The following is a 26,976-nucleotide window of genomic DNA, read 5'->3' on the forward strand; positions in this document are numbered from 1 at the left end:
GGGATCAGGAGAATTCGTTGATGATGGTTTGCGCCACGTCTTCGAGCGACGATCGCGTGGCCATGGCGCGCCCCTGGATTCGGCGGTGCGCCTCGTTTTCGGTGATGCCTTCGCGCGCGATCAGCAGCGTCTTGGCGGTGGCGACCTTGCTGACCGCGGCGTAACGCCCTTCCAGCTTGCGCATGTGAGCCATCGTGGCGGCCTGCTGGCGCCAGGCGGTGCGCGCCAGCAGCAGCTGGGTCAGCAGGCCAAAAGGGCGGATCGGCCGCTCGATGACGCCGGTGCAGCCGCTATGCAGCACCAGTTGCAACGTGGCGGGGTTCTCGTACTCGACGATGCCGACCAGCGGCGGGCTCAGCGCGTTCAGGCCGTCGGCCAGCTTCTGGATGGCGTCGCGATAGTCTTCTTCGATGGGCAGAACGACCACGTCGGTATCGGTGCAGAGCGTATCGGGCAGCGGCCATTGCTGGGTCGGCACGCAGCCGATGCGTTTCAGATGCGACATCAACAGACGCGATTCGGCATCCTGCGGGTGCAGGACCAGCACGCGCAGGCCGTTCAGTTCGCGCAGCGCCGTGGTGCTGCGGCCGGGCCGGGTGAGAGAGGCGGTCACGGTAGCGCCAGGGCCTCGGGGTCGAGCGCGTGGTCCACGAGGTACGGCACCGGCCGCACCGCGGCCCGCGCGGCGTAGATGATCTTGAACTGGCGTTGCGCGTCGATGCGCGCGATGCGCGGCCAGAGCGAGGTGTGCTGCGTATCGCCATCGATGGTGACCAGGCCTTGGGGCGCTTCGAACTGGGCGCCGTCCAGGGCCTGCACCAGGTCGGGCACGGCCAGACCGCCCGCGCGGCGCGCGGCGTCGGCCACGAGATGGACCTGGGAATAGGCGGCTTCGGCGCCTGCCGTGATCGGGCTGTCTTCGCCGAAGCGCGCATGGTAGGCGTGGGCGAACCGGCGGCTGGGCGCGGTGTTCAGGGACGCGAAGTAGGGCGCGGCCGTGATGTGGCCTTCGGCCTCTTCAGCGGTAAGCGCCGCAACGTCGGTCTCGTTGGTGGCCAGGCTGACGATGGGCATGCGCGCCGGGTCCAGGCCCAGCTCGCGGTAGGCGCGGTACAGCTTGACGATGTCCCGGCCGACCATGGTCGAGTAGATGGCGTCCGGACGCAACGCCACGGCGCGCTTCAGCACATCGGCCAGGTCCTCCTGCGGCGCGTTCAGCGGCAGGTAGACCTCGTCGACGACTTCGCCGCCCGCCTGCTCGTAGAGCTCGCGCATGATGCGGTTGGACTCGCGCGGGTAGACGTACTGGCCGCCAATGAACAGCACGCGATTGCCGAAGTGGCGGATCACGTAACTGGCCAGCTGCACCGAGTTCTGGTTGGGCACCGAGCCGCCGTAGAAGCAATAGGGCGAGTACTCGAAACCCTCGTAGAGCGTGGCGTAGAACAGCAGCGCGCGGCGGCTTTCGACGACCGGCAGCACGGCCTTGCGGGTGCTGGACATATGGGTGCCGAAGATCAGCGGCACGCGCTCGCGGTCGCAGAGCCATTCGGCGGCTTGGCGATAGTCGGCCGGCTGGGCGCCCACGCGTGCGCTGACAGGAACGAGCGGCACGCCGCCGATGCCGCCGGCGGCATTGACTTCGTCGATGGCCAGCAGCGTGGCGTTTTCCTGGGTGATCTCGGTGGCCGCTGTCAGGCTCTCGTGCGAGAACAGCAGGCCGACCCGATGGCCGGTGGTGGCGGTCACAGCGATGTCCAGTCGAGCGATTGCTCGAAAGCATGGGCGGCGCGATACAGCGTCGTTTCGTCGAAATGACGGCCCACCAGCATCATGCCGACGGGCAGGCCGTCGCGCAGGGCGCAGGGCACGGAGATGGCCGGATGGCCGGTGACGTCGAAGGGCGCGGTGTTGGCGTTCATTTCAAGGGCGCGGGTCACGAAGAGGTCCGGGGCCGCGCCGGCATCGATGAGACGGGGCGCGCGCATGGGCACGGTCGGCATCAACAGCAGGTCGACGCGGTCCAAAGCCTGATCATAGGCCTGGCGCAGACGGCGCGCGAGGTTTTGCGCCTTGCCATAGTACTGGCCGCCGTAGCGCGCGTAGAAGTATTCGCCGGCCAGCAGGCAGGTCTTGACGTCGTGCGGGAACTCGTCGGCGTGGTCGCGCCAATGGCGTTGCGCCTGCATCAGACCGGTCACATACAGGCCCTTCCAGTTGGTGCCGTAATTGAAGCCCTTCATCTGCTGGGTGGTGCCCTCGACCGCGATCGGCGTCCAGATGGCATGGCCCTTGCGGTGCAGGGGCACCGGCAGCTCGACGACTTCGGCGCCCAGCGCGGCCATCTCCCGGGCCGCCTTGCGCACCGCTTCGTCCACCTCGCTTTCACTGTTTGCCCAGCCAAAGCCCTCGGGCACGACGCCAACGCGCAACCCCTTGAGCGGCATGTCCAACGCGTCCCGGTAGGACGGGCGCTCGGCGGGCAGGCCTTGCTGGCGCGGGTCCAGTCCGTCGGCGCCGGCGATAGCGTCCAGCAGCAAGGCGTTGTCGGCCACATTGGCCGTCATGATGCCGGCGTGGTCCAGCGTCATTTCGATCGGCATGATGCCGGTATAGGGAATGAGGCCGTGGGTGGGCTTCATGCCGTAGATGCCGGAGTAGGCCGCCGGAATGCGCACCGACCCGCCCTGGTCCGTGCCGATGGCCATGTCGGCTTCGCCGGCGCCGACCAGGGCCGCCGCGCCCGAGGACGAGCCGCCGGCCGAGTGCTCGGGATTGCGCGGGTTGCGCACCGGGCCCGCGGCATTGGTATGGCTGCTGCCGGACACGCAGAAATACTCGCAATGGGCCTTGCCGACAATGCGGCCGCCGGCATCCAGAATGCGCGTGGCGACGGTGGCGTCCTGATCGGGCACGTAGCCGCGCAGCGTGGCCGCGCCGTTCATCATGGGCACGCCGGCCAGGCAGACGTTGTCCTTGAGCACCACGCGCTTGCCCGCCAGCGGACCGCCGGGGCGGCCGTCGATCTCGGTGCGCACATACCAGGCGTTCAGCGGGTTGTCTTCGGGCTGCACGCCGGGCGTGCGCGGATAACGCACCGCCGGCGGCTGATCGATCAGCGCATCGACCTGGTCGTAGTCGGCAAACGTGGCCTCCAGAATGCTGCCGTAGGCGCGCAGCGTGGCATCGTCCAGATTCAGGCCGATGCGGCGCGCGGCCTGGTCCAGCGCTTCCAGGGTGGGACGGGGAAGGGACATCTTGGATTCCGTATCAGGATTGCAGACCGCCGTAACGCCGGGCGATCTCTTGGGCAGTGGTGGTGGCGGTGGGAACGTCGGCGATCAGCTCGCCTTTTTCCAGCACCAGAATGCGGTCGGACAACGCGCACAGGAAGTCGATGTCCTGTTCGACCAGCAGGATCGCGATGCCATGCGAGGCGCGCAGCGTCTGCAAGGCTTCGACGATCTCATCGCAGATAGACGGCTGGATGCCTTCGGTGGGTTCGTCCAGCAGCATAAGCCTGGGCTCGCCGCACAGGCAGCGGGCCAGCGCCAGCAATTGCTGTTCGCCGCCCGACAGGCTGCCGCCGGGGCGATCGAGCAGACGTTGCAGACGCGGAAAGACCTTCAACACCGAGGCGATCATGGCATCGGCGCCGCGCAGGTTCTTCACGCAGCCCATGCGCAGGTTTTCGGCCACGCTCAGCGCTGGGAAGATCTGCCGGCCTTGCGGCACGAAGCCCAGGCCCTGGCGGGCGCGCGCATGCGGGGCAAGCGCGCCGATCTTCCGGTCGGCCAGCGTCAGGTCGCCGCCGGTCAGGGGCAGCTCGCCCATCAAGGTGCGCAGCAACGTGGTCTTGCCCATGCCGTTGCGGCCCAGAATGCCGGTGAATTCCCCGGCGGCCATGCTGAAGCTCACGCCATGCAGCACCGGGATGCGGCCGTACCCGGCCTTCAGGTCACGCGCCTGGAGCATGTGTCTCTCCTTGCTTGCCCAGATAGGCGGCACGCACTTCGGCATGCGCCATGATGTCGTCGAAGCTGCCTTCGGCCAGCACTTCGCCCTGGTTGAATACCGTGATGCGGCCGGCGATCAGCCGGATAAAGGCCATGTCGTGCTCGACCACGACCACGGTGCTGTGGCGGTTGATGGCGCCAATCAGGTCGGCGGTCTTGCGCACCTCCTGGTGCGTCATGCCGGCTGCCGGTTCGTCCAGCAGCACCAGCTCGGGCCGCGACGCCAGGATCATGCCAAGCTCGACCCATTGCCGTTGGCCGTGGGCCAGCGCGTTGACCGGCGTGCCGGCCACAGCGTCCAGGCCGATTTCCGCCAGCACCTGGGCGGCAATCTCGGCCGGCACGCCCTGCGCGCGCCGCGCCGCGGCCAGGCGCAGGTTCTCGCGCACGTCCAGCCCTTCGAAGACGCTGGGCACCTGGGTCTTGATGCCGATGCCCAAACGCGCCACTTCGTGCGTGGCCAGCCCGCGCAGGGGGCGCCCTTTGAAGCGGATCTCGCCGCGGCTGGGCTGCAACTGGCCCGACAGCATCTTGAAGAACGTGCTTTTGCCGGCGCCGTTGGGGCCGATCAGGCAGCGCACTTCACCGCGTTCCAGCCGGAAATCGACCTCCCTGACGGCGTGCACGCCACCGAAGCTCACGCCCAGGCCCTGGGTTTCCAACAGCAGCGTGCTCATGCTTGCTCCTTGGCCGGCCGCACCACGCGGCGGCACGCGTCGAGCACCGTCGGGGCCAGGCCGCGCGGGATCAACAGAACGAAGAGAATCAGGATGACGCCCAGCACCAGTCCGGTGTCGACGGTGTGCTGCGCGCCCAGTTGCGTGACCATGGCTTGCAGCGCCACGCAGGCGATGATGGGGCCGATCAGCGTGCCCCGGCCGCCGACGATCACCCAGATGATGATCTGCGCCGACTGCGACAGGCCGAACACGCCAGGGCTGACGAAGGCGCCCCAGTTGGCGTAGAGCATGCCGGCAAGGCCAGCCAGCGCGCCACCCAGCGTGAACGCGGCCAGCTTGTACAGGCTGGCGTTGTAGCCCAGCAGCAGCGCGCGCTGCTCGTTTTCACGGACGGCGGCGACCACGCGGCCAAAGCGCGAGGCCATGACGGCGCGCAGGCCGAAGTACGCCGCGATCAGGATCAGCGCGGCCAGCGTGAACGTGCCTTCGGGTGACAGGGGTTCGGCCGCGCCCGGCAGCGTCAGCGGCGGGATGGACGGAATGCCGTTGAATCCGCCCAGGAGCGCCTCGCCGATGCGATAGCTGTCGCCCGAGGTGGAATTCATCAAGTTGAACAGGATCAAGGTCACGGCCAGCGTGATGACGCCCAGATAGACGTCGCTGATCTTGCCGTAGAACATGAAGTAGCCCAGCAGGGCGGCAAAGGCCGCCGGCACGGCGACCGCCAGGGTCATCGCGGCCAGACCTGCGCCGAAGTTGAAGGCGCCGATCGCCCAGGCGTAGGCGCCCAGGCCAAAGAAGGCGGCCTGCCCGAAGCACAGGATGCCGCCGTGCCCCCAGACGAACGCCAGGCTCAGGGCCAGCAACGCCATGACGAGGTAGACCGTCATGGACAAGAGGCTGAACATGTCGACGACGGTGGGCAACAGGATCGCGGCGGCGACGGCCGCGGCGCCCAGCGCCAGAGAAATCACAGGTAGACGCATCAGATCGCTCGCTTGAAGAATCGGCCGGTGATGCCTTGCGGCAGCAGACGGATCAGCACGATGGCGGCCAGCAGCAAGGCCACCTGGCCGTAAACCGGCGTGGCAAGAAAGGTCACGCCCTGGCTGATGGCGCCGAAGAACCCCGATGCGCTTACCGTGCCGGCGATGACGGCGCTGCCGCCGCTGATGACGGTGATGAAGGCCTTGGCGATATAGGCCGCGCCGATGGTCGGGATGACGCCGGTCAGCGGAGCGAGCACGGCGCCCGCCAGACCGGACAGGGCGGCGCCCAGACCGAAGGTCATCTTGTAGACGCCATTGGGGTTCATGCCCAGCGCATTGGCCATCGCGGCGTTCTGCATGCAGGCGCGGGCGCGCAGGCCGAAATCGGTAAAGCGCAATAGGCACCACAGCGCCACCATGACGCCGGCGGCCAGCGCAATCAGAAATAGCGTGTAGCCGCTTGCCTGGCGCGCGCCGATCGTGATGCCGCCCAGGGGCGACGAAATGCCGACGGTGGTGTTGCCAAAGACCATGGTGGCCAGGCCGATGACGGCCAGCGACAGTCCCCAGGTCGCCAGCATGGTGTCGATCATGCGGCCGTACAGATGGCGCACCAGCAGATGCTCGACCAGCACGCCGAAGACGCCGACGATCAAGGGAGCCAGCACCAGCATGGAGATCCAGATCGGCACGCCCCATTGATTGGTGGCAAGGATGGCGACGTAGCCGCCCAGCATCATGAACTCGCCGTGAGCGAGGTTGATGATCTTCATCATCCCGAACACCACCGCCAACCCGACGCTCAACAGCGCCAGGATGGCGATCGCACCCAGGATATCGATGGCATAAATGGCAACGAGATCCATGGAACGCTCAGAACTTGATGGCGTATTGACGGTTGTCCGCCGGGTTCTTGATCAGGTCGCACACCGCCGCGGTGTCGCCGGGCTGCTGCTGCGGGAAGCTCTCGACCAGGTTGAGCTTGCGGTCGCGCACTTCGGCGATGTGCACGTCCAGCGTGCAGTGGTGAGTGGCCGGGTCCAGCGACACGCGGCCGCTCGGCGCATCGATGGCGATGCCGGATTCCAGCGCCTCGATGACCTTCATGCGGTCCAGCGAGCCCGCCTTGCGCACACCTTCGGCCCACAGCATGAAGCCCTGATAGGCGCCCATGGCCAGTTCGGTGATGTAGGGATAGTCGGCGCCGTAGCGGGCATGGAAGCGCTTGACGAAGTCGGCGTTGGCCGCGCCAGGCAGCTCCTGCAGGTAGTTCTGGCAGACCAGGAAGCCATTGCATTCCTCGGGCGACAGCACGATGTGTTCATTGCCGCCAGCGAAGGTGGTCGAGGCCAGCGGAATCTTGCCCGTCATGCCGGTGGCCTTCCATTGCCGGTAGAACGACATGTGCGCGCCGCCCACGAGACCCGACCAGATGAAGTCGGGCGAAGCGGCCTGGATCTTGGAAATGGCGGCGCCGAAATCGGTCACATCCAGCGGGAAGAATTCCGTCGCGACGGTCTTGCCGCCCACGTCGGCCGCGTACTTGCGCACCCAGTTGGACACGATCTGGCCGTAGTTGTAGTCGGCGGCCACGATGTACACCTTCTTGCCCCAATTCTTGACGGCGTAGGGGGCGAGCTTTTGCACGGTCTGCGCGGGCGTCACGCCGGCCGCGAAGTAGTTGCGGTCGCAGACGCCGCCTTCGTACTGGTTGTTGTAGAAGTACAGGGTGCGATAGCGGTTAAGCACCGGGCGCACGACCTCGCGCGAGGCCGACGTGATGCCGGCGTGGACCACGGCGGCCTTGTCGCGCAGCGCGGCCTGCTGCGCGAACTGCGCATACAGCTGCATGTTCGACTGCGCGTCATAGGCGATGAAGTTGATCTGCCTGTCCAGCAGGCCGCCCTTGGCATTGATTTCCTCGGCCGCGAATCGCAGCGCGTCCATCACCGGCTTGCCGTAGATGTCCAGGCCCCCCGACAGATCGTAGATGGCGGCGACGTTGATTTTTTCCTCGCCGGCCGCAAAGGCGCGCGAGCCCGTCAGCCCCATCAGGGTGGCGGAGGCGGCGGTGGCAGTGGTGGACGAGAGGAACTGGCGGCGGTTCATGCTCATGTTGATGGCCCCTTGAGCGCTCGCGGCGCGCACGGTCTGGCGCCCGGCGCAAAGTGCAGGGACGAGCAGAGGCCGACGCCGAAAGTCGCGTAGACGTGTATAGGTGTGTGGGTATGCCGAGAACCCGGCAGGATGTCGACGCCGTTGTCGACGAGAAAAACTGAGCGGCCTTGCGGGCAGTTGCGCCTTTGGAACTTGCCGAGCCGGCCTTCAATGCGTGAAGGCAGGGCAAATTCTAGGGGAAGGGCAAAGTCCAGGCTAGCCCCGGGATTTCCCTAGGGCCTAGCGCACGTTCGGCATTTCGCGTTGCGTTGGGCCTGGCGTCAGCGACGTCCCGGCAGCATGCGCGCCAGCGTATTGTCCTGCAGGATGTAGTGGTGAAACAGCGCAGCGGCGGCGTGCATGCCCACCAGAAAGTAGCCGGCCGTCGCCAGGGATTCATGCAGTTCCTTCAGCTGGCTTGCCAGCGCCTTGTCCGCGCCCACCAAGGCGGGCACCTCAAGGCCAAAGAACGGAATGGTTTTACCGCCCGCGCTAAGCGTCAGCCACCCAAGAATGGGGGTGGCGATCATGAACGCATACAGGGCGTAGTGCATCAGCCGCGCGAGCACGTCCTGCCAACGCGGCATCGGCGGCCGGACGGCAGGCGCGGCGCCAGCGGCCACGCGGACGGCCAGTCGCACGGCGACCAGCCCGATCACGCACAATCCCAGCGAAAAATGCAGCGCTTTGACGTCGTTGTAGAGATTGGTGCCTTTCGTGGCCAGGCCGCGCAGCTCCATGCAGGCGTAGACCAGCGCCAGCACGATGAGCATGAGCCAGTGCAGCGCAATGACGAGGCCGCCAAACTGTGTATCGGTATTCTTGATTGCCATGAGGTTTCCTTTTCTTTCAGAGCTGCTGCGCAATGGTGGGCGTGATGCCGGACGCACCCTGATCGGAACTTGCCGGCGCGCCGGTGCGCCGCCAGGGGTCGACGTGGGTCATCAGATTCAATACACGGTGCCGCTGCATGACCCGGTGGCGGGCCTCGACCGCGATCTTGTGGCCTTCGTCCACGGTCAACGCCGCGTCGATTTCCAGGTGGGCGTCGGCCAGGATCATGTCGCCCATTTTTCGGGTCCGCAGGTCATGCACGCCTTGAACGCCGGCGGTGTCCAGCAAGGTCTGGCGAATGGCTGCGGTTTCATCTTCGTCGGCCGCACGGTCCATCAGATCGTGCAGGGCATCCCACCCAAAATTCCAGCCCATTCTTGCCACCATGAACCCCACGATGGCGGCCGCCACGGGATCCAGGATCGGGTAGCCGAGCAGGTTGCCGACGATGCCGATACCGACCACCAACGAGGAAGCGGCATCCGAGCGCGCATGCCAGGCATTGGCCACCAGCATGCTGGACTTCACGCGCTTGGCCACGGCCAGCATGTAGCGGAACAGAAGTTCCTTTGCGACCAGGGCGATGCCCACCACCCACAGGGCAATGCCATGCACCTGCGGGATCGCGCCGGGCTGCTCCAGTTTGCTGATTGCCGCCCAGAGCATGCCGCCGCCCACGAGCAGCAGCAAGATGCCCAGTGCAAACGACGCCGCGGTCTCGTAGCGGTAATGCCCATAGTGATGACCGGCGTCGGCTTCCTTCTGGCTATGCCGGTTGGCAAGCAGCACGATGAAGTCTGCGACCAGATCTGAAAGCGAGTGAATGCCGTCGGCTATCAGGCCTTGGGATTTCGAGAATATGCCCAGGATGATCTGGGCAGTCGCAAGCGCCACATTGACGCCCACGCTGACCCATGTGCTGCGGGAAGCGGCGGCAGCGCGCTCTGCCGGCGTGTGTTCGTTATCTTCGGGGGCGTCGGGCGCGGGCCGAAGGGGTGTCATGGGTACAGCTCCGATGCTTGGCGTTTGCGATGGGATATTTGGGCGCCCAGCATAGCGGCCCGACCTTAACGCAGGATGAATGCCGCCGGAATGATTCGCGCTTTGGCGTTAAGCGAGTCTTACAGTCCTTCCAGGCGCGTCAACGTCAGCGCCGCCTGCTCACGCAACGCGGCCTGCGCTTCCCCGGGAAGGTCCTGCCATCGCCGGTACACCATGGCAAGGCGCCGGTTGTCCTCAAGCTGCGATTGGTGGCGAGCAAAAAAATCCCAGTACAGGGCGTTGAACGGACAGGCGCGTTCGCCCGTCTTCCGCTTCTTGTCGTACGGACACGCGTGGCAGTAGTCGCTCATCTTGTCGATGTATGACGCGCTGCTGACATAGGGTTTGGTGCCCAGCAAGCCCCCGTCGGCAAACTGGCTCATCCCCACCGTGTTGGGCAGCTCGACCCATTCGAACGCGTCGATGTAGACGCCCAGATACCAACGGTGCACCTCGGCAGGGTCCAGGCCGGCCAACAGCGCGAAGTTGCCGATGACCATCAGGCGCTGGATATGGTGCGCGTAGGCGTTCTCCAGCGAATTGCCGATGGCGTCGCTCATGCAGCGCATGCGGGTCTGCCCGGTCCAGAACCAGGCCGGCAGCGGGCGCGTGTGCCCCAACGCATTGCGCGTCTCGTACCCCGGCATGCGCGTCCAATACACGCCACGGACATACTCGCGCCATCCCAGGATCTGCCGGATGAAGCCTTCAGCGGCCGCCAAGGGAGCATGTCCCGTTTCGTAGGCGGCCTGCGCCTGACGCACCAGCTCGCCGGGGTGCAGCATCTTGGTGTTCAGGGCGAACGACAACTGCGAGTGAAACAGGCGCGGATTGCCCGCGCTCATGGCGTCTTCGTAGGCCCCGAAGTTGGGCAGCGTGTGCTGGATGAAATGGTCCAGCCATGCAAGCGCCTGCGCGCGATTCAGCGGCCAGCGGAACTGATCGGCCTGCGGATTCCCAAAGCTCTGCACGCCTGCCTGCTGCACCGTTTCCCACAGCGCGCGACGGTCGTGCACCGGCCGGACGTCGGGCGGCAGCGGCGGGGTGCCGGGCCAGGGCTTGCGGTTGTCGTGATCAAAGTTCCATCGCCCGCCCACCGGCTCGCCAGTTGCATCCATCAATACGCCGTGACGCCGGCGCATATGGCGGTAGAACGTCTCCATGAGCCAGCTCTTGCGGGGCCCGAAGAACGTGGCCACTTCGTCACGCGTCGTATGGAAATGCTCGCTGTCGGCCTGCTGTACGGAGAATGCCTGCGTCGCACTCCAGGCGCCAAGGACTTGGCTGACCCGCCATTCATCGGGTTGCTGGTAGCCCAGTTCGCGGGCGCCGTAGTGCGCCATCAGCGCAGTCAGATTCTGGGTGATGTCCTGCCGGTTGCTGGGGTTGTCGATCGCGACATACCTGACGCGATGTCCCGCCTGGCGCAGATGGCGCGCGAAATCGCGCATGGCGGCAAATATCGCCAAGATTTTTTGCGCGTGGTGCAGCACGTAGTCCGTCTCTTGACGCACTTCCATCAGCACATACACCACGTCCGGGTCGGTCCGGGCGAACCAGCTGTGCAGCGGGTTCAGCTGGTCGCCGAGAATCAAGCGCAGGGTGTGCGCGCCAGCGCCCTTGGCTGTCATGGCGCGCGACGCGGCATCAGGAAGCCGGTTCCAGCGGCGGCTGTTCGCGGTCCTGGCTGACCCAGATGAACGCGTCGGTGTCCAGGCCCAACGCCTTGGCGCGGCTCAGGATGTCGTCGCGCGTCTGCGCATTCAGTGTCTTGTCGCGCGCGAGGATCCAGGCATAGCTGCGATCCGGGCCAACCACCAGGGCCCAGCGATAATCCGGATCCAATGCGGCCACATGGTAGCCGCCATAGAAGGGGCCGAAGAACGACACCTTCAGCGATGCCACTGAGGGGTCTCCCGTGAAGCGGGCCAGCCCCTCTGCCGAACGCCAATCGCCATTCGACCCCTTGGCCGGGTCGAATCCGCGGTTCACGACGCGCACGGTGCCGTCATCCTGAAGCGTGTAGTGCGCGGTGACGTCCGTCATGCCGCGTTCGAAACGGTGGTCCAGCCGCGCGATTTCGAACCAGCGGCCTTCGTAACGATGCACGTCGAAGGCGCCGACGGGCGTCACGCCTTTGGGCGGCGTGGTCGCAGCACAGCCATACAACGTCAAGCCCAATAGTCCCAACGCGACCCACGGCGCGACGCGCCGCAACGGGTGGGTAAAACGACGACCGGCTTCTGCATGGCGCATGGCAAACCTCCGCTGAATTTGAGTCCTGGAAATTATATTTGCGCGGTTTCCGGGCCATGCTTGCGGTTCGGAAAAAATGGAAACAAATCTTGGTGCGCGAGTTTCGGCTCCGCTTCAGTGAGAAAGGCCGCGGCCATCGGCCGCTGAAGTCGAACTTGATTTCAAAACTGATACTCGAACCGCGCATATCCCGCTTGCGCCGACGCGTGACCGGTATTGATCAGCGCGTCGTAGCCCAACGAGATCGACGTGGCCTTTGAGGGGCGAAAACCGATGCTCGCGCCGCCCGTGACGTAGTTGCGCGGCAGCGCGACGCCGGGTGCGGCGAAGCGGGTGCCGTCCTGCGACAGGACGGTGACCTGCCGGCTTGTGCCCATCAGTTCGCGCGCATAGCCCACGCGCAACTGGGCATCGATGGCGCGTTCTCCCTCGCCGAACGTCTTGTCCAGCTTGAGCATCACGTAGGGCTGAAGACTGCGCGCGGTGTCGGAATCGACGTCCAGGTTCTGCGCGGAGGCGCCGCTTTCGGTAAAGCTTGCGCCCCGGAAGAAGGCGTAGCGCAGCCCGGCGGCGGGCGTCAGCGTGACACTGCCGACGCGCATCGGCACGGCGGCCTGGGTGGCGGCCGAGATTTCGTGCCCGATGTGATCGCCTTGCGCGGTGCCAGACGCGCCAAACGGGCGCTTCTGCGACAGGAAGTCGAGGCCATAGCCGAGCGTTGCGGACACGATGACCGGCCCGAAGTCGCGGCCGCCGTAGAGCGCCAGGCGTACGGTGTCGGTGGCGCCGGAGCTGCCCGTTTCGTCTTCGTTGATCGACGTGTGCGCATAGCCGCCGGCCAGGCCCACGGTGTAGTCGCCGACCGGCCGGTCGGTGCCCGCCAGAAAGCCGAACTGGTTTGCCTTGAAGCCAGGCTGCCCGTCGTCGGCGTGCAGGCGCGTGCTGGATCCGGTGGCCTCGATCCAGGCGCCGCGCGCGGCCGGCTGCGTCTGCGGCGAGGGCACGAAGCGGCCGAGCAGCGTTGCGTTGACCGATTGCGCGCGCATGATCGCCGCCGTGCCAAGCGCGGTGTAGATGCTGGTGTTGGTGGGAGCGACGATCACGGGGCCAGGGGCGTCGGGGGTGAACAACTGCAGGCCGACCTCGTTTGCGCCGTAGGTGACCGACTGGTCGAGCGTGGAAAGATCCGCGCCGGCGGACGTGGTGCTGGTCACCGTGGCAAAGGTGCCGTTGACGCCGTTGGCGGCCGAAAGCAGGGTATAGCGGCGCGCCGTGTAGGTGCCGGGCGCGTAGACGATGGATAGCCCGCCGTCAAGGGTGGCGGCGCCACCGACGCGCAGCAGCGAGCTTTCCAGCGGATTGACCTCGATGGACAGCGTGGCGTTGCTGGCCTGGGTGTAGTTGCCGCCGACGCTCAACGTGCCGACCGACCCGCCTGGCATAACGATGCCCTGGTTCAAGAGGCTGCCGGCGATCGTGCCGTGACCCTTCAACGTGCCCTGGGCGCCCACGGCCACGTTGCCGCCGAGCAGCGCGGCGTCGTGGTTGGCATCGCCCACGGCCAGCGTGCCGCCGTCCACCCGCGTGAGGCCGGCGAAACCGCTGCTGTCGCCGTTCAGGGTCAGCATGCCGGCCCCTTGTTTGGCGAAGACGCCAGAGCCGTTCAATGAACCGTCAAACGTGCTGTCGGCCGGCGAATCCAGCGTCAGCGTGCTTGTGCCGAGTTGCAGGCGCGTGCCCGCCCCGCCCGTCAGCGCGGTCACCCGCTGCGGGCCGGCGCCCGATACATCGAGCGCGGCGCCTGGACCGGCCAGCACGACGTTCGATGCGGACGACAGGCTGCCCGTGACGGCAAGCGTGCCGCTGTTGATGGTGGTGGCGCCCGTGTAGCTGTTGGCGCCCGCCAGGACCTGCGTGCCGCCGTTAAGCGTCAGGCCGCCCGTGCCGGCAATGGATCCCGAGAAATTGCCGGCGGCGTTGGTCAGCGTAAGCGTGCGCGCGCCGAGCGCCACGTTCCCCGAGCCGTTCAGGCTCGTTGCCGACGCGCCCGCCGCCGTGCCCGAGATATCCAGCGTGCCTTGGTTCGTGATCCCACGGGAGGCTGCGATGCTGCCCGCGCCGTTGATGGCGAGGGTGGCGCCCGGGCTGATCGTGGTCGCGCCGGTATAGGTGTTTGCGCCGGTGAGCGTTTGCGTGCCGCCGCCCACCGTCAGGCCGCCCGTGCCGCCAATGCTGCCGCCGAAGGCGCTCGCCGCGTTGCTGATCGTCAGGGTGCGGCTGCCCAGCGCTACCGCGCCGCTGCCCGTCAAACCCGTGACCGATGCGCCCGCCGTGGCGCCGGAAATATCGAACGTGCCGTTGTCGACGACGACATTGGAGGCTGCGACGCTGCCGTTGCCCGTCAGCGCCAGCGTGCCGCCATTGATCGTGGTCGCGCCGCTGTACGTGTTGTTGCCGGTCAGCGTCTGCGTGCCGGCGTTCAGCGTGATTCCGCCCGTCCCGCCGACGGCGCCTGCATAGGTGCCCGCCGCGTTCGTCAGCGTCAGGGTGCGCGAGCCGAGCGTGGTAACGCCTGCGCCAGTCAGGGCTTGGACGGAAGCACCCGCCGTGGTGCCGGAAATATCGAAGGTGCCGTTGTTGATGACGCCGCTGGAGGCCGCGAGGCTGCCATTGCCTGCCAGCGCCAGGGTCGCGCCATTCCCGATGTCGGTCGCGCCGGTGTAGGTGTTGACGCCCGAAAGCGTCTGCGTGCCGCCCGCCACCGTGAAACCACCGGCGCCGCCGATCACGCCGCCGAAGTCGCCAGCGGCGCTGTTCACGGTCAGCGATTGGGAGCCCAGCTCGATGACGCCGGTGCCAGTCAGCGCCTTGACGGAAGCGCCTGCGGCGGTGCCAGAGATATCGAATCGGCCATTGTTGACCAGCCCCGACGAGGCCGCGATGCTGCCGTTGCCCGTCAGCGCCAGCGTGCCGCCATTGATCGTGGTCGCGCCGCTGTACGTGTGGTTGCCGGTCAGCGTCTGCGTGCCGGCGTTCAGCGTGGTCCCGCCCGTTCCGCCAATGGCGCCCGCGTAAACGCCCGCCGCGTTCGTCAGCGTCAGGGTGCGCGAGCCAAGCGTGGTAGCGCCAGCGCCAGTCAGAGCTTGGACGGAAGCACCCGCCGTGGCGCCGGAAATATCGAACGTGCCGTTGTTGATGACGCCGCTGGAGGCCGCGAGGCTGCCATTGCCTGCCAGCGCAAGGGTCGCGCCATTGCCGATGGCGGTCGCGCCGGTATAGGTGTTGACGCCCGAAAGCGTCTGCGTGCCGCCCGCCACTGTGAAGCCACCGGCGCCGCCGATCACGCCGCTGAAGGCGCCCGCGGCGCTGTTCACGGTCAGGGACTGGGAGCCCAGCGCGATGACGCCGGTGCCGGTCAGCGCCTTGAGCGAAGCGCCTGCGGCGGTGCCAGAGATATCGAACCGGCCATTGTTGACCAGCCCCGACGAGGCTGCGATGCTGCCGTTGCCCGTCAGCGCCAGCGTGCCGCTTGTGATTGTCGTGGCGCCCGTGTAGTCGTGAACGGCCGACGTGGACAGCGTGCCGCCCATCGCGGTCATGCCGCCTGATCCGGAAATGGTGCCCGTCAGCGTGAGGGGGGCCGTGCTGGTGTTGAAGGAGACGACGGATGCGGCGTCGGTCAGGATTACGGCATTGCCGAGCGATAGACCCTGGTGTGCCGGGTTGATTTGGGCAGAGGCGCCGGCCTCGACGACCAGATCGCCCACCATCGTGGAACCCGAGAGCAGCGTGAGTGTGTTCCCCGTGCCGCCAAACTGGATGGCAGCCGCGCGCGTGCCGTTGGCGACGCCGCCAACGATGGTGCCGGCATTTGTGATGTAGTTGGAACCGTGCGTGATCACGCCGGCGCCCGCCGCGCCGCCGTTGCTGCTGCCGCCGGTGATGGTTCCGACGTTGGCCAGCGAGCTGAAGGCGCCCAGGAGATTGACGCCGGCGCCGCCGTTGCCGCTGCTTCCGTTGCCGCTGGCGCCGGCGCCCCCGTCACCGCCCGCGCCGCCGCCTATCGTGCCGAGGTTGATGACGCTGGAGCTGACGCCAAACACCACCAGCCCATCGCCGCCGCCACCGCCACCCCCGCCAAAGCCGCCCGTCCCGCCCGCGCCGCCGGCGCCGCCCTGGATCAACCCGTTCGACGTGATGTTCGTGCCGGTGGTGATCGATATCATCCCGGCGCCGCCACCGCCACCGGCGCCCGCATTGCCGACGACACCATTGGACGTGGCGCCCCCGGCACCTCCGGCGCCGCCGGAGAGGACGGCATTGACACCGATCGTCGCCGCGGTCCCGCCGTAGTACAGCCCGGTGCCCCCACCGCCGCCGCCGCCGCCGAAGTTGGTGCCGTCTGCGCCCACGTCGCCCGCGGTTCCGCCGAAGTTTGTATTTACGGAGACGTTGGTGGACGAGAGCGCCAGGCCGGTGGCACCGCCGGAAGCGTTGCCACCCGCGTCGCCCGCGGCGCCGCTGCCGCCGCTGCCGCTGGCGCCGGGCGCGCCGCCCGGAACCTGCACCGTGACGGTATTGGCATCGAGCTCGCTGGAGCCGCCACCCTGGCCGTTGCCCGCGCCGCCGTTGCCGCTGCGTGCCGGGTAACCCGCGCCGCCGGACGCGCCGCAGGCGCTGGCATCGCTGGCGGCGCACCCGGCGGCCCACGCGGAAGGAAAGGCGCAAGTCAGGCCGAGCATCAAGGCGATCTGCCCGGCCTGGTGTGCGGCGCGGGGAAGGGAGCGCCGTGGTGTCCTGCAATGCGTCGCGCTGCCTGGGACTGAGGATCTGGATGTGGCGATTTCGGGCGCGACCTGCATCATTTGCAAGGTCTGATTCCAGACGAGCCGATAGCTGCGGTTCATCGTTGCTTTCCCTTTGCGCGCCCATTGGCCGGCCGGCCCGGAGCCGGCATTCGCTGACAACTGACGCAGCGCTTATTCAATCGTGGTGGTGGAGCCGGGCGGCGATCCTCCCGAGAGCTCGGGTACGACAGGTCGACATGCCGCCTACGGCATTCGCATGAGGCGGTCGGACTATATCACCGGGCCGCCGGCCGTCATTCGCGGAATTAAGCCAAATTCTTGAGGCAATTCCAGGCTGGCCGGTTCGCGATGGTCGCATGGTGGCGAGGCAACAGGCGGGCGGACTGAAGTGCAACAGCGCTGTGCAAAGGCAAGCGCCACTGGTAAAAAACGTCCGGAGCAGAATAAATCAGAAGACTTATGCGGCCCGTTGTTACGGTTCGCGCCGAGGGGAAGACGATGGGAAAGCCGACCGCAAAGCGACCTTTGCGAGCCAGGGGCACTGCGGTTTGGACACTGGAACCTCGTCGTTCGCTGCCACGTCCCCCGGACTGGCGCGAGATGCTCTCCGTCACCGCCGTGGGGCTCGTCATGGCGCAGCCCGCCGTCGCGGCATTGAGTTGTCCTTCGGTCGACACCAATCCTTCCAATTCCACCACCTGCACCATTTCGTCCAGCCAGGGCGGGTCGGGTGCGCAGGTCAGTGTCGTCAACACTGCCAGCGCCGGCACCGGCGACAACATCGGCGGCTATGGCGGCAACTACACGGTGGTCAACAACGGCGCCGTGCTGCAGCCGAGCGTCCCGCAGGGCGGCATCTTCGTTCGCCTGACCGGCGGCATGGGGTCCAGCGACACCAGCAACAATGCGACGAACGGCGGCAACGGCGGCACCATCACCATCAACAACAACGGCGGGACGATCACCGTTCAGAACGCGCCGACCTCCAGCGCCCAAGGCAGCGGTCCTGGCATCTGGGCGGATTCGGGCGCGCAGTTCGGGATCTACGGGGTGTCGGTCGGGGGCATTGGCGCCAATGCCAACGAGACGGTGATTGGCGGGGGCAATGGGGGCCAGGGGGGCGATGGCTCTGCCGTCACCATCACCAATAGCGGCAACGTCAGCGTCTTGAACCTGCCCTATGGCGGCGTGGGCCTCTATGGCGCCAGCATCGGCGCGACGGGCGGAAACCAGGACAATGCGGCGACGGGCGACCAGGCGGCGGCAATGGCGGCGGAAGCAATATCGTCAATATCTCGAATGCCGGGGCCGTGTCGGTCACCGGTTCCACGTCGCGCTACGCATGGGGCATCGGCGCGGAATCCATCAGCGGCAGTGGCGGGCTGGACAACGGCAGCGGTTCCAGCGGCGGTGCGGTCAATTACTCGAATCCGACGATCATCACCAATACGGGCTCCGTGACGGTGAACGTCAGCGGGACGGCCCTGAGCAGCGTGCGCGGCCTGTATGTCCTGAGCCAGGGCGGCAACGGCACGACGTCCGAGGACGGCAGCGACAACGGCGGCACCGGGGGCCAGTTTGGCGCGATGACGGTGGTGAACTCGGGCCAGGTGTCCGTGTCCAGCACCTCGACCGTGCAGCCCGCGAGCCTGTCGAAGGTGTCCGGCGGGATCGTCGTGATCGGGCTGGGCGGCAATGGCGGCATGGGTCCGCAGACGATCACCAACACCAGCGGCGAAGTCGGCGGATACGGCGGCGGCAACGGCAATACGACCACCACGGTCACCCTGAACAGCGGGTCGTCGGTCACGACATCGGGCGACTACCTGCCGGGCGTCAACGTGATCACGCAGGGCGGCAACGGCGGGGCAGGACGCGAGGACAGCAATGGGGCGGCCGGCGGCAATGGCGGCACGGTGAACGTCACCCTGAGCGGCAATGCCACCATCAGCACCAATGGCGTGCAGTCCACCGGCATCTCGGCCAGCAGCCTGGGCGGCGCGGGCGGAGGGGTGGAGACCAGCAGCGGCATCATCGACTTTACGCCCGAAAACGCCGGCAGCGGCGGGGCCGGCGGCGCGGTGACGGTGACGACCACCGGCGGCTCCATCCAGACTTCCAACAACTATTCCATCGGCATCCTCGGCCAGTCGATGGGCGGCATTGGCGGCACGACCACGGCGAACTTCGAACTGTTCGGCAATGCCGGCGCGGATGCGGGGATCGGCGGGGCCAGCGGCTCGGTTTCCATCAACAGCCAGTCCTCGATCACGACCACCGGACAGTCCTCGCACGGCATATCGGCGCAGGCCATCGGTGGCGGCGGCGGCACGGCGGGCGTCAGCAGCGGCATCGTTGCATTGGGCGGGGCGGGCGGCACGGCGGTCGCCGGCGGCACGGTCACGATCAACCAGTCCGGCACGCTGACCACGGGCGGAACGTCGGCCATCGGGATGCTGGGCCAGTCCATCGGCGGCGGCGGCGGAGATGGCGGCGCGGCAAGCGGGGTTGCCGTGATCGGCGGGCAGGGCGGCGGCGGCGGCAACGGCGGCTCGTCCACCGTTGGCCTGAACGGCTACAGCTTGACCACGGGCGGCGACCATGCGTACGGCATCGTGTCCCAGTCCATCGGCGGCGGCGGAGGAACCGGGGGCGCAGCCTCTTCCTACGACGCCGGCGTCGGCTTTGCCATGTCCGTCGCGGTGGGCGGCACCGGCGGCAACGGCGGCGCGGGCGGCAGCGCCGCGGGCAACGTGTCCAACGCCACCTTGACGACAGGTTCGTCGGGCAGTACCAACGGCGATGCGCACGGCGTGGTCGTGCAATCCATTGGCGGCGGCGGCGGGGCGGGCGGCGCGTCCGTCGCCAAGGCCCTGGCGATTGCGGTGCCAGACGAGGACGCGTCCTTTGGCGTCGCGGTCACGTTTGCCATGGGCGGGTCCGGGGCCTCGGGCGGCGCGGGCGGCACCGCGTCATCGGCCATCAACAATTCCATCCTGACCACGTATGGTCCCAATTCGCAAGGCGTCCTGGTGCAATCGATCGGTGGCGGCGGCGGGCTGGGCGGCAGCGCATCGGCCCTCTCGACGGTGGTCGGCACCGGCGATTCCGTCGGCGGCACGGTTCAGTCGTCGGTGGGGGGCAGCGGCGGATCGGGCAGCTACGGCGGCAACGCCACGCTCAGCCTGGCGGGCAGTTCCATCACCACGTGGGGAGACTCCGCGAATGCGCTGGTGCTGCAAAGCATTGGCGGCGGCGGCGGGGCGGGCGGCGTGGGTTCCGCCACGGGACGCAGCCCGAATGTGGATGCCAACGTGTCGATCACGGCCAACGTGGGCGGGATCGGCGGATCGGGCGGACAGGGCGGCACGGCATCGCTGACCGTCGATCCGGCCAGCACGATCATCACGCACGGCGATGGCGCGCGCGCCGTGCTGGTGCAGTCCATCGGCGGCGGCGGCGGGGCGTCGCAAGGCGGCCAGGTCGGGCTGGCCGTCAACAGCGAAAGCGAAGACAGCACGACCGACGTCAGGGCCACCGTGTCGGTTGGCCGCGGCGGCACCGGCGGGGGCTATGGCGGCGCCATCACCCTGAACAGCGATGGCAATGTCACCACCTATGGCGCCGATGCCGACGGGCTGCTGGTGCAGAGCATCGGCGGTTCGGGCGGGCTGGGCGGCGCGGTCGGCGGCACCAGCCAGAACAATTCATCCGACTCGCTGGACGACTCCGGCACGACCTACCAGTTCAACGTCTCGGTGGGCGGCAATGGCGGCGCGGGCGGCAATGGCGGCGCGATCGGAACGACTTCCAATGCCGCGAGCGTCGGGGCGTCCACGAACACGTACGGGGATTACGCGGACGCAGCCGTCCTGCAATCCATCGGCGGCGGCGGCGGCGCGGGTGGCGCATCAACCGCCTCGTCCAGCATTTCGTCGTCCAACGTGTCGATTTCGGTGGGCGGCTCGGGCGGAAGCGGCGGGGCGGGCAACAGCATCGTCGCCTTCCTGAACGGCAACGGGACCAACAGCTTCAACACGGCCGGGTATGGCGCGATGGGCATCGTCTTGCAGTCCATCGGCGGCGGCGGCGGCATGGGCGCCACGGGATCGCCGCTGGCAAACGGCTCGCTGCGGGCCGGCGCGACCGGCGGCAGCGGTGGCGCCGGCGGCAGCATCACGGTCACGAGCGGCAGCTACGCGGCCATCCAGACCACCGGCGACAGCGCCTACGGCCTGGTGGCGCAGTCCATCGGCGGGGGCGGCGGCATTGCGATGGCGGGCAGCACGGCATCGGCCGCGAATCCCGGCAGCCAGCGATTCAACCTGCACGCGGGCGGCGCGGGCGTGGCCGGCGCGGGCGGCACGGTCAATCTGTCCACCGGCCTGAACCTGAACACCCATGGCGATCGGGCCATCGGCGTCATCGCGCAATCGATCGGCGGGGGCGGCGGCATCGTGACGTCCGGCACGGCAACCGGCGTCGGCACGACGGTGCTGGGTGGCGGGAACGCCAATGCCAGCGCCGTGAACGTGGATCTGCGCTACACGCTGGCCACGCATGGGGCGGGCGCGCACGGGATCGTGGCGCAGTCCATCGCGGACGGCGGGGGCATCCTGGGCGACACCACCAAGCTGATCACCACCAGCGCGGCCGGATTCCTGCCGACCGCGTTCAGTTCGGGCACCGCCGGCAACGTGACGGTTTCCTTTGACGGCAATCTGACGACCGCGGGCGCCAATGCCTACGGCATCATCGCGCAGTCGATCGGCGGCGGCGGCGGGCTGGCTGGCGGGCCGCAGGCCGGCTTTGCCGGGTCGGTCAGCAGCGCCACGGGCAATTCCGGCAGTGTCACCGTGAACCAGAGCGGGACGCTCAGTGTGACGGGGCCGGATGCGACGGGCATCATGGCGCAAAGCCAGGGCGGACAAAGCGAGCAGGGCGTCACGGTCAACATCAACGGCAGCGTGTCGGGCGGCTCCAACTCCGGCAAAGGCGTGTGGATACTGAGCGGCCGGGACAACGTGGTCAACGTCAACGCAGGCGGTTCGCTCAGCGCGCTGTCCAGCACGGCGTTGACGTTCAACGGCGATTCGACCACGGCGGCGGGGTCTTTCCTCACCATCAACGACTACGGCACCATCTCCGGCAACGTCTATTGCGGCAACGGCGATTCCACCAATGCCTGCAACTACTACGTGCAGTCGGGCGGCGTGGCCAACGCGGCCACTGCGTATCAGGCCAACGTCATCAACTCGGGGCTGGTCGTGATGGGCTCGCCGGGCCAGTTCCAGACCCTGACGGTCAGCGGCAATTTCAGGCAGTCCGCCAGCGGCGTCCTGCGCGCCGACGTGGACTTCGACCAGATGCGCGCCTCGCAGATGGTGGTGCAAGGCAATGGCGACCTGAATGGCAACGTCGACGTGCTGGCCGCGGCGCTGATGCCGAACCGCGAGCTGACGGTCCTGACGGTGCAGGGCGATTCGCAAGGCAGCGTGGGCGCCGTCGACAGTCCGGTGTTCGATTACGCCACGCGCCAGGTCGGCCAGTCCACGCGCATCCGCGTCGCAGGCGCCGACTTCAACGCGCCGTCGATGCAACTGAAGGCCAACCAGCGCCAGGTCGCCGATCAGCTTCAGCGTATCTGGGATGCAGGCGGCAATTCCGCCCTGGCGCCGCTTTTCGGGCAGCTGGACCAGGCTTCGCGCCAGGGGGCGGGCACGTATCGCGACCGCATGTCCAACCTGTCGCCGGGCGTGACGAGCGCGCCGGCGGCGCAATCGGCCGCAAACCTGGGGCATTTCACGGGCGCGATGATGTCCTGCCCCACGTTCACCGGTGTCGATGCCTTCTCGGGCGAGCAGAACTGCTACTGGGGCCAGGTCACGGGCCGCGCGACCAGCCAGGACGGCAGCAAAGGCACGGCTGGCTTTGACTACGACACGGTGACCTACCAGATTGGCGGGCAGCGCGAAGTCAGTCCGGGCTGGTTCGTCGGCGGCTCGGTGGCCTACGAAAGCAGCAAGGTGCGCGCCAACGACGGCAGCGTGCGCGGCGATGGCGACAGCGGCTACGCCGGCATGGTCGTCAAGCGCCAGGAAGGGCCGTGGGTGTTCTCGGCCGCGGTCGGCGGCGGCTATGGCGGTTATCGCATGGACCGCAACATCGACATCGCGGGATACCAGGACACCTTGACCAGCCGCCCCGACGTCTATGGCTTCAATGCACGTTTGCGCGCAGCCCGCACCTTCGCCTTCGAGAGCGTGTACGTGAAGCCGTACCTGGACTTCGACGCCAGCTATACCCGCATGCCGGGCTACAAGGAATCGGGCGCGAATCCGCTGGCCTTGTCGGTGGACGGCAGCGACCAGTTCATCCTGGGCCTGTCGCCCATGATCGAGTTCGGCGGACGCGCCAAGCTGTCCAACGGCGCGATGCTGCGGCCGTTCGTGTACGCCGGCGTGTCGTTCCTGTCCAAGGACGATTGGACGACCACCTCGCGCCTGCGCGGGGCGCCGGCCGGCACGGGATCGTTCGATACGTCGCTGCCCATCGACGATGTGGTGGGCAAGGTGGGGGCGGGGCTGCACGTCATGCGCGCTGCGGGGGTCGACTTCCGGCTTCAGTACGACGGCCAGTTTTCCGAGAATGTACGCAGCCATAGCGGCACGTTGAAGGTCATGGTGCCGTTCTGAGGCGTGCGCCAACGTCGGGTGCGTTCTGACGCTGGAAACCTCCGGGCAGAACGCGAATTGGCGCACGTTGTTCCAAAAAAAATAGGCCCACGCCATGGCGTGGGCCTATTTTTATTTATCGCGCTTTAGAACCGGTACGTCGCCTGCAGCTGGAACGTTTGTCCCGACACGTTGCCCGTGTCGAACAGCCGGTCGTAGCTGGCCGTCAGATCCATGGCCTTGCTGACGGGCATCGTCAGACCCATGCCGGCAGAGAACATGCCGCGCGAGGGCGACACGCCGGGCAGCGTGAAGCCGGTGCCGTCGGTCGCCGTGGCGTGGAATGCGCGGTTGCTGTCCAGGGTTTCGTAGGCGTAGCCGACGCGGGCCTCGACGACGGCGGGTTTGTCCGACTTCATGTTGAAGGGCAGACCCACGACGAGCTGCGCATACGGTTGCAGGCTGTTGAAGTCCTGGGCGCGCACATCCAGGTTCTGGCTGGTCGAACCGGATTCGCTGAAGCGTTCGGTGTGCAGGTACAGATAGCGCAGCCCGAGACGCGGCGTGATCGTGAGCGGGCCGGCGGCCAGCGGCAGGCTGGCTTGCAGGCCGGCCGTGATTTCCTGTGCGTCGGAGTCGCCGCGGGCCTTGCCCGGGCCGGGGAACGACCGGCGCGTCTGGAGAAAGTCGTAGGCGGCGCCGACCGTCGCGGCGAGGGTCACGGCCCCCACGCGGCGGCTGCCATAGCCGGCGATGCGCAGGGTGTCGATCTTGCCGCTTGCCTCGTCTTCGGTCACATCGACGTGGCTATAGCCGCCCGCGACGCCCAGCGTCCAGGCGCCGACCTGCTGATCCAGGCCGGCAAGAAAGCCGTAATGGCGATCCTTGTAGCTGGGCGCGTCGTCGTTGCCGCGCACGTTGACGCTGTTGGAGACGATCTGGGCCCAGGCCTGGCGGCCGGGGCGCGCGCAATTGGCGGGCGTCGCGGCGTCCGCGCAATCCTGGCCCAGGCGCGCGAGCAGCGTGTCGTTCACGCGCTGGCCTTCGCGGATGGCGGCCGAGGCGACCGCGCCGAAGATCGTGGCGTTGGTGGGGGCAATGACGACGGTCCCGCCGCCAGTGTCCGTGCCGCCGCCGGTGTCGGTGCCGCCGCCGGTGTCCGTACCGCCGCCGCCGGTATCCGTGCCGCCGCCAGTATCTGTGCCGCCGCCGTTATCCGTTCCGCTGGCGGCCAGCGTGAGGGTGCTGCCGTCGGCCAGGTTCTGCACGCTTTGCGCCAGTGCGGCCGGCGCGTTGCTGGTCACGGACGCGAAACGGCCGGTGACGCTGGCCGCGTCGACGATGCGGAAGGATGTCGCGCTGTAGGTGCCCGGGCCGTACAGCACGTTCAGGGTGCCGGCCAGGGTGGCGGTGCCGCTCACCTTCAGTTGCGAAGCAGCCGTTGGGCTGACGTCGATGAACAGCGTGCCGGTCGGGGACTGCGTGTAATTGCCCAGGATCGTCAGCGTGCCGATGGAACCGCCCGGACGCACGATACCGTCGTTGGTCACATTGCCGCCGATGGAGCCGTGCCCGCGCAGCGTGCCGGCGCTGCCGACGGCCACGTCGCCCAGGATGCTGGCGGTGGGATGCGCGGCATCGCCGATCTCAAGCGTGCCCGCGGACACCGAGGTGCCGCCCGAGTAGGTGTTCACGCCGTTCAGGATCAGCATGCCGCTGCCGGTCTTGGCTAGCGCGCCGCTGCCGTTCAGCGTGGAATCGATGATGGCGGTGGCGTTGGCATCGACCTCGATGGCCGAGGTGGCTGCCGCCAGCCCGATGGCGTCGCCGGTGACGCGGTAGCCATCGGTGGAGAACTGCATGCCGTTCACGGCGATTGCGCCGTGGCTGGCGTCGACCGTCACGGTGCCCGCCGCGCCGCCAAACACGGGCCGCACGTCGGTCTGATCGAGCTTGCCGTTGGCGGTGCCGTCGGTCGAGGTCCAGTTCTTGCCGTTGGCCGTCCAGGTGCCGGAGCCACCGGCAATCGTGCCGTCGGCCACGGTGTTGGCGCCGTCCCAGTAGTGGGTCTGGGCGTCGGGCGCGATGGTCACGGTCAGCGCGCCGTTCACGTCGCTCAGTTGGGCGAGCAGGCCGTTGTTGGTGGACACGAAGGCCGTGTTGTTGGCATAAGTGCCGGACCCGGTCGCGCGCACGACCGTGTAGGACTGGCCATTGGCCAACCCCGTGCCGCCCAGGCTGATCGCCGCGCTGCTGATGGACGCCGAGCCGTTCACGTCCAGGTAGCCATAGCTGCTGGTGTCGACGACATTGAAGGCCAGTCCGCCGCCGGTCTGCGAATAGTTGCCCGTGACGGTGATGGGGTTGTTGATCTGAAGGGTCGCGCCATAGTTGAGGACGGAACGGCCCACCGCAGCGATGTCGTTGTTCAGCAGCAGGTTTCCGCCCGAAAACACCAGGTTTGCGCCCGTCACCTTGATGAGGCCTTTATCGGCCACGCCCAGGCCGCCGCTCGCGCCGGTAAGGGTGCCGAAGACGTTGCCGCTGCCGCCTGCGATGGAAAGGGGGATGACGCTCGCGGAGGTCAGGTCGCCCGCGATGAGGCCGCTGTTGGTGATCGTGCTGATATAGCTGTTGCGGTCGAGCTGGATCGCCGCATTCCGGCCGGTGATGGTGCCGCTATTGGCGAGCAGGCTTATGCTGCTGGCGCGGGACAGATAGATGCCGGCATCGAACGACCCGCCCATGGCGCTGCTGGGCGCACCCACGATCAGGCCCGTGTTGGTGATGGTGCCGGCCGTGCTGGCATCCATGAAGATGCCTGCGATGTCGCCAGAGAGGGTCCCGGAATTCGTGAGCGTGCCTAACCGGGCGTTGTCCTGAGCCAGGATGCCTAGCTGGCCGACGATGGTCCCCTCGTTTTGCAGCGTTTCGATGGCGCCATTTTCGGTGACCACACCAAACCCCGCGAGGAAACTGCCGATCTTGGCGCTTTGCAAGGTGCCGGTGTTGGTCAGGTTGGTGATCGTTCCGCCGTCGTTCCAGATGGCTGCAATCGTGCCGCCGAAGGAACTGTTGCTGCTGATCATCCCGGCATTGCTGATCGTGGCGATGCTGCCCTCATTGAAGATCCCGGCGCGTGCGCCGGCGATGGAGCCGCCCGTGTGGTTGACCACGCTGGTGATGCTTCCGGACCCCGTATTCAGGATGCCGGCCACGGTGACGCCCGTTCCGGTGGACCAGATCAAGCCAGTGTTTTGCACCTGAGCCAGAACGCCGTCGTTCTGCATGCCCGCCAGTGTGCCAACGATGGTGCCGAGGTTCGTCAGCGTGCGGCCGGAAATGGTGCCGGAGGCGTGCAGACCGATGTCGGCGCCGGAGAGCGTGCCGGTCCCGGTGACCAAAAAGTTACCGCCCGTCCATTCGATGCAGTCGGTGGAGCCGAAGAGCGTCGTGTTGTTCGCAATTGTGAGGCACGCCGCGGCATGGACCATGCCGGGAAGCAGGCTGGCGGCCACGAG

Annotated in this window: 15 protein-coding genes; 1 reads left to right on the forward strand and 14 read right to left on the reverse strand. The window is 67.4% G+C overall.

Annotated elements, in window-relative coordinates; all coding sequences use genetic code 11:
- Nucleotides 1-4 precede the first annotated feature (4 nt).
- From ASD87_RS20450 to ASD87_RS20510, 13 genes are all read right to left on the reverse strand, one after another.
- Complete coding sequence (locus ASD87_RS20450; protein WP_056325766.1) at nt 5-613, reverse strand: ANTAR domain-containing response regulator; 609 nt, start codon at nt 611-613, stop codon at nt 5-7.
- The gene (locus ASD87_RS20455; RefSeq protein ID WP_056325768.1) at nt 610-1,749 is read right to left on the reverse strand and encodes a transporter substrate-binding domain-containing protein; all 1,140 of its coding nucleotides are present in this window, start codon (nt 1,747-1,749) and stop codon (nt 610-612) included. The genes ASD87_RS20450 and ASD87_RS20455 overlap by 4 nt, the downstream gene beginning before the upstream one ends.
- A complete protein-coding gene (locus ASD87_RS20460) occupies nt 1,746-3,257 on the reverse strand; it encodes an amidase (protein ID WP_056325772.1) in 1,512 nt (503 codons plus the stop codon). Before ASD87_RS20460 ends, ASD87_RS20455 begins: the two co-directional genes overlap by 4 nt.
- Nucleotides 3,258-3,270: 13 nt before the next feature.
- The gene (locus ASD87_RS20465) at nt 3,271-3,975 is read right to left on the reverse strand and encodes an ABC transporter ATP-binding protein (protein WP_056325774.1); all 705 of its coding nucleotides are present in this window, start codon (nt 3,973-3,975) and stop codon (nt 3,271-3,273) included.
- Nucleotides 3,959-4,693 (reverse strand): ATP-binding cassette domain-containing protein, encoded by a 735-nt coding sequence (locus ASD87_RS20470; protein ID WP_056325776.1) that lies wholly within the window; start codon nt 4,691-4,693, stop codon nt 3,959-3,961. Before ASD87_RS20470 ends, ASD87_RS20465 begins: the two co-directional genes overlap by 17 nt.
- The gene (locus ASD87_RS20475) at nt 4,690-5,682 is read right to left on the reverse strand and encodes an urea ABC transporter (protein WP_056325779.1); all 993 of its coding nucleotides are present in this window, start codon (nt 5,680-5,682) and stop codon (nt 4,690-4,692) included. The genes ASD87_RS20470 and ASD87_RS20475 overlap by 4 nt, the downstream gene beginning before the upstream one ends.
- Complete coding sequence (locus ASD87_RS20480; RefSeq protein ID WP_056325781.1) at nt 5,682-6,551, reverse strand: branched-chain amino acid ABC transporter permease; 870 nt, start codon at nt 6,549-6,551, stop codon at nt 5,682-5,684. The genes ASD87_RS20475 and ASD87_RS20480 overlap by 1 nt, the downstream gene beginning before the upstream one ends.
- Before the next feature lie 7 nt (nt 6,552-6,558).
- Nucleotides 6,559-7,800, reverse strand: a complete 1,242-nt coding sequence (locus ASD87_RS20485; protein WP_056325784.1) for an ABC transporter substrate-binding protein — start codon at nt 7,798-7,800, stop codon at nt 6,559-6,561.
- 323 nt (nt 7,801-8,123) lie between these two features.
- On the reverse strand, nt 8,124-8,675 hold the full coding sequence (locus tag ASD87_RS20490) for a cytochrome b (protein ID WP_056325786.1): 552 nt from the start codon (nt 8,673-8,675) through the stop codon (nt 8,124-8,126).
- 16 nt (nt 8,676-8,691) lie between these two features.
- On the reverse strand, nt 8,692-9,678 hold the full coding sequence (locus tag ASD87_RS20495; protein WP_056325788.1) for a cation diffusion facilitator family transporter: 987 nt from the start codon (nt 9,676-9,678) through the stop codon (nt 8,692-8,694).
- A 119-nt stretch (nt 9,679-9,797) separates the two neighbouring features.
- Nucleotides 9,798-11,348, reverse strand: coding sequence for a cryptochrome/photolyase family protein (locus ASD87_RS20500; protein ID WP_056325791.1), 1,551 nt, complete (start codon nt 11,346-11,348; stop codon nt 9,798-9,800).
- 16 nt (nt 11,349-11,364) lie between these two features.
- Nucleotides 11,365-11,973 carry a lipocalin family protein gene (locus ASD87_RS20505; protein WP_056325794.1) on the reverse strand — a complete coding sequence of 203 codons (609 nt, stop codon included), beginning with the start codon at nt 11,971-11,973 and terminating at the stop codon, nt 11,365-11,367.
- A 161-nt stretch (nt 11,974-12,134) separates the two neighbouring features.
- Nucleotides 12,135-16,880: an autotransporter domain-containing protein gene (locus ASD87_RS20510; RefSeq protein WP_056325798.1), complete on the reverse strand. Its 4,746-nt coding sequence runs from the start codon at nt 16,878-16,880 to the stop codon at nt 12,135-12,137.
- A 1,211-nt stretch (nt 16,881-18,091) separates the two neighbouring features.
- Here ASD87_RS20510 and ASD87_RS20515 point away from each other — a divergent pair.
- Entirely contained in the window at nt 18,092-23,476 is a 5,385-nt protein-coding gene (locus ASD87_RS20515; protein WP_056325801.1) for an autotransporter outer membrane beta-barrel domain-containing protein, read from the forward strand.
- 125 nt (nt 23,477-23,601) lie between these two features.
- Here the strand turns inward: ASD87_RS20515 and ASD87_RS20520 are convergent, their stop codons facing one another.
- Nucleotides 23,602-26,973, reverse strand: coding sequence for an autotransporter domain-containing protein (locus tag ASD87_RS20520; protein ID WP_056325803.1), 3,372 nt, complete (start codon nt 26,971-26,973; stop codon nt 23,602-23,604).
- Between the last annotated feature and the right edge of the window lie 3 nt (nt 26,974-26,976).

The organism is Achromobacter sp. Root170, from assembly GCF_001428165.1.
GTDB classification, from domain to species: Bacteria; Pseudomonadota; Gammaproteobacteria; order Burkholderiales; family Burkholderiaceae_B; genus Achromobacter; species Achromobacter mucicolens.

Coding starts and splice junctions, on each gene's coding strand:
- ASD87_RS20510 (WP_056325798.1), bottom strand. CDS start 16,880: ATGAACCGCAGCTATCGGCTCGTCTGGAATCAGACCTTGCAAATGATG.
- ASD87_RS20500 (WP_056325791.1), bottom strand. CDS start 11,348: ATGACAGCCAAGGGCGCTGGCGCGCACACCCTGCGCTTGATTCTCGGC.
- ASD87_RS20465 (WP_056325774.1), bottom strand. CDS start 3,975: ATGCTCCAGGCGCGTGACCTGAAGGCCGGGTACGGCCGCATCCCGGTG.
- ASD87_RS20480 (WP_056325781.1), bottom strand. CDS start 6,551: ATGGATCTCGTTGCCATTTATGCCATCGATATCCTGGGTGCGATCGCC.
- ASD87_RS20470 (WP_056325776.1), bottom strand. CDS start 4,693: ATGAGCACGCTGCTGTTGGAAACCCAGGGCCTGGGCGTGAGCTTCGGT.
- ASD87_RS20495 (WP_056325788.1), bottom strand. CDS start 9,678: ATGACACCCCTTCGGCCCGCGCCCGACGCCCCCGAAGATAACGAACAC.
- ASD87_RS20475 (WP_056325779.1), bottom strand. CDS start 5,682: ATGCGTCTACCTGTGATTTCTCTGGCGCTGGGCGCCGCGGCCGTCGCC.
- ASD87_RS20460 (WP_056325772.1), bottom strand. CDS start 3,257: ATGTCCCTTCCCCGTCCCACCCTGGAAGCGCTGGACCAGGCCGCGCGC.
- ASD87_RS20490 (WP_056325786.1), bottom strand. CDS start 8,675: ATGGCAATCAAGAATACCGATACACAGTTTGGCGGCCTCGTCATTGCG.
- ASD87_RS20485 (WP_056325784.1), bottom strand. CDS start 7,800: ATGAGCATGAACCGCCGCCAGTTCCTCTCGTCCACCACTGCCACCGCC.
- ASD87_RS20505 (WP_056325794.1), bottom strand. CDS start 11,973: ATGCGCCATGCAGAAGCCGGTCGTCGTTTTACCCACCCGTTGCGGCGC.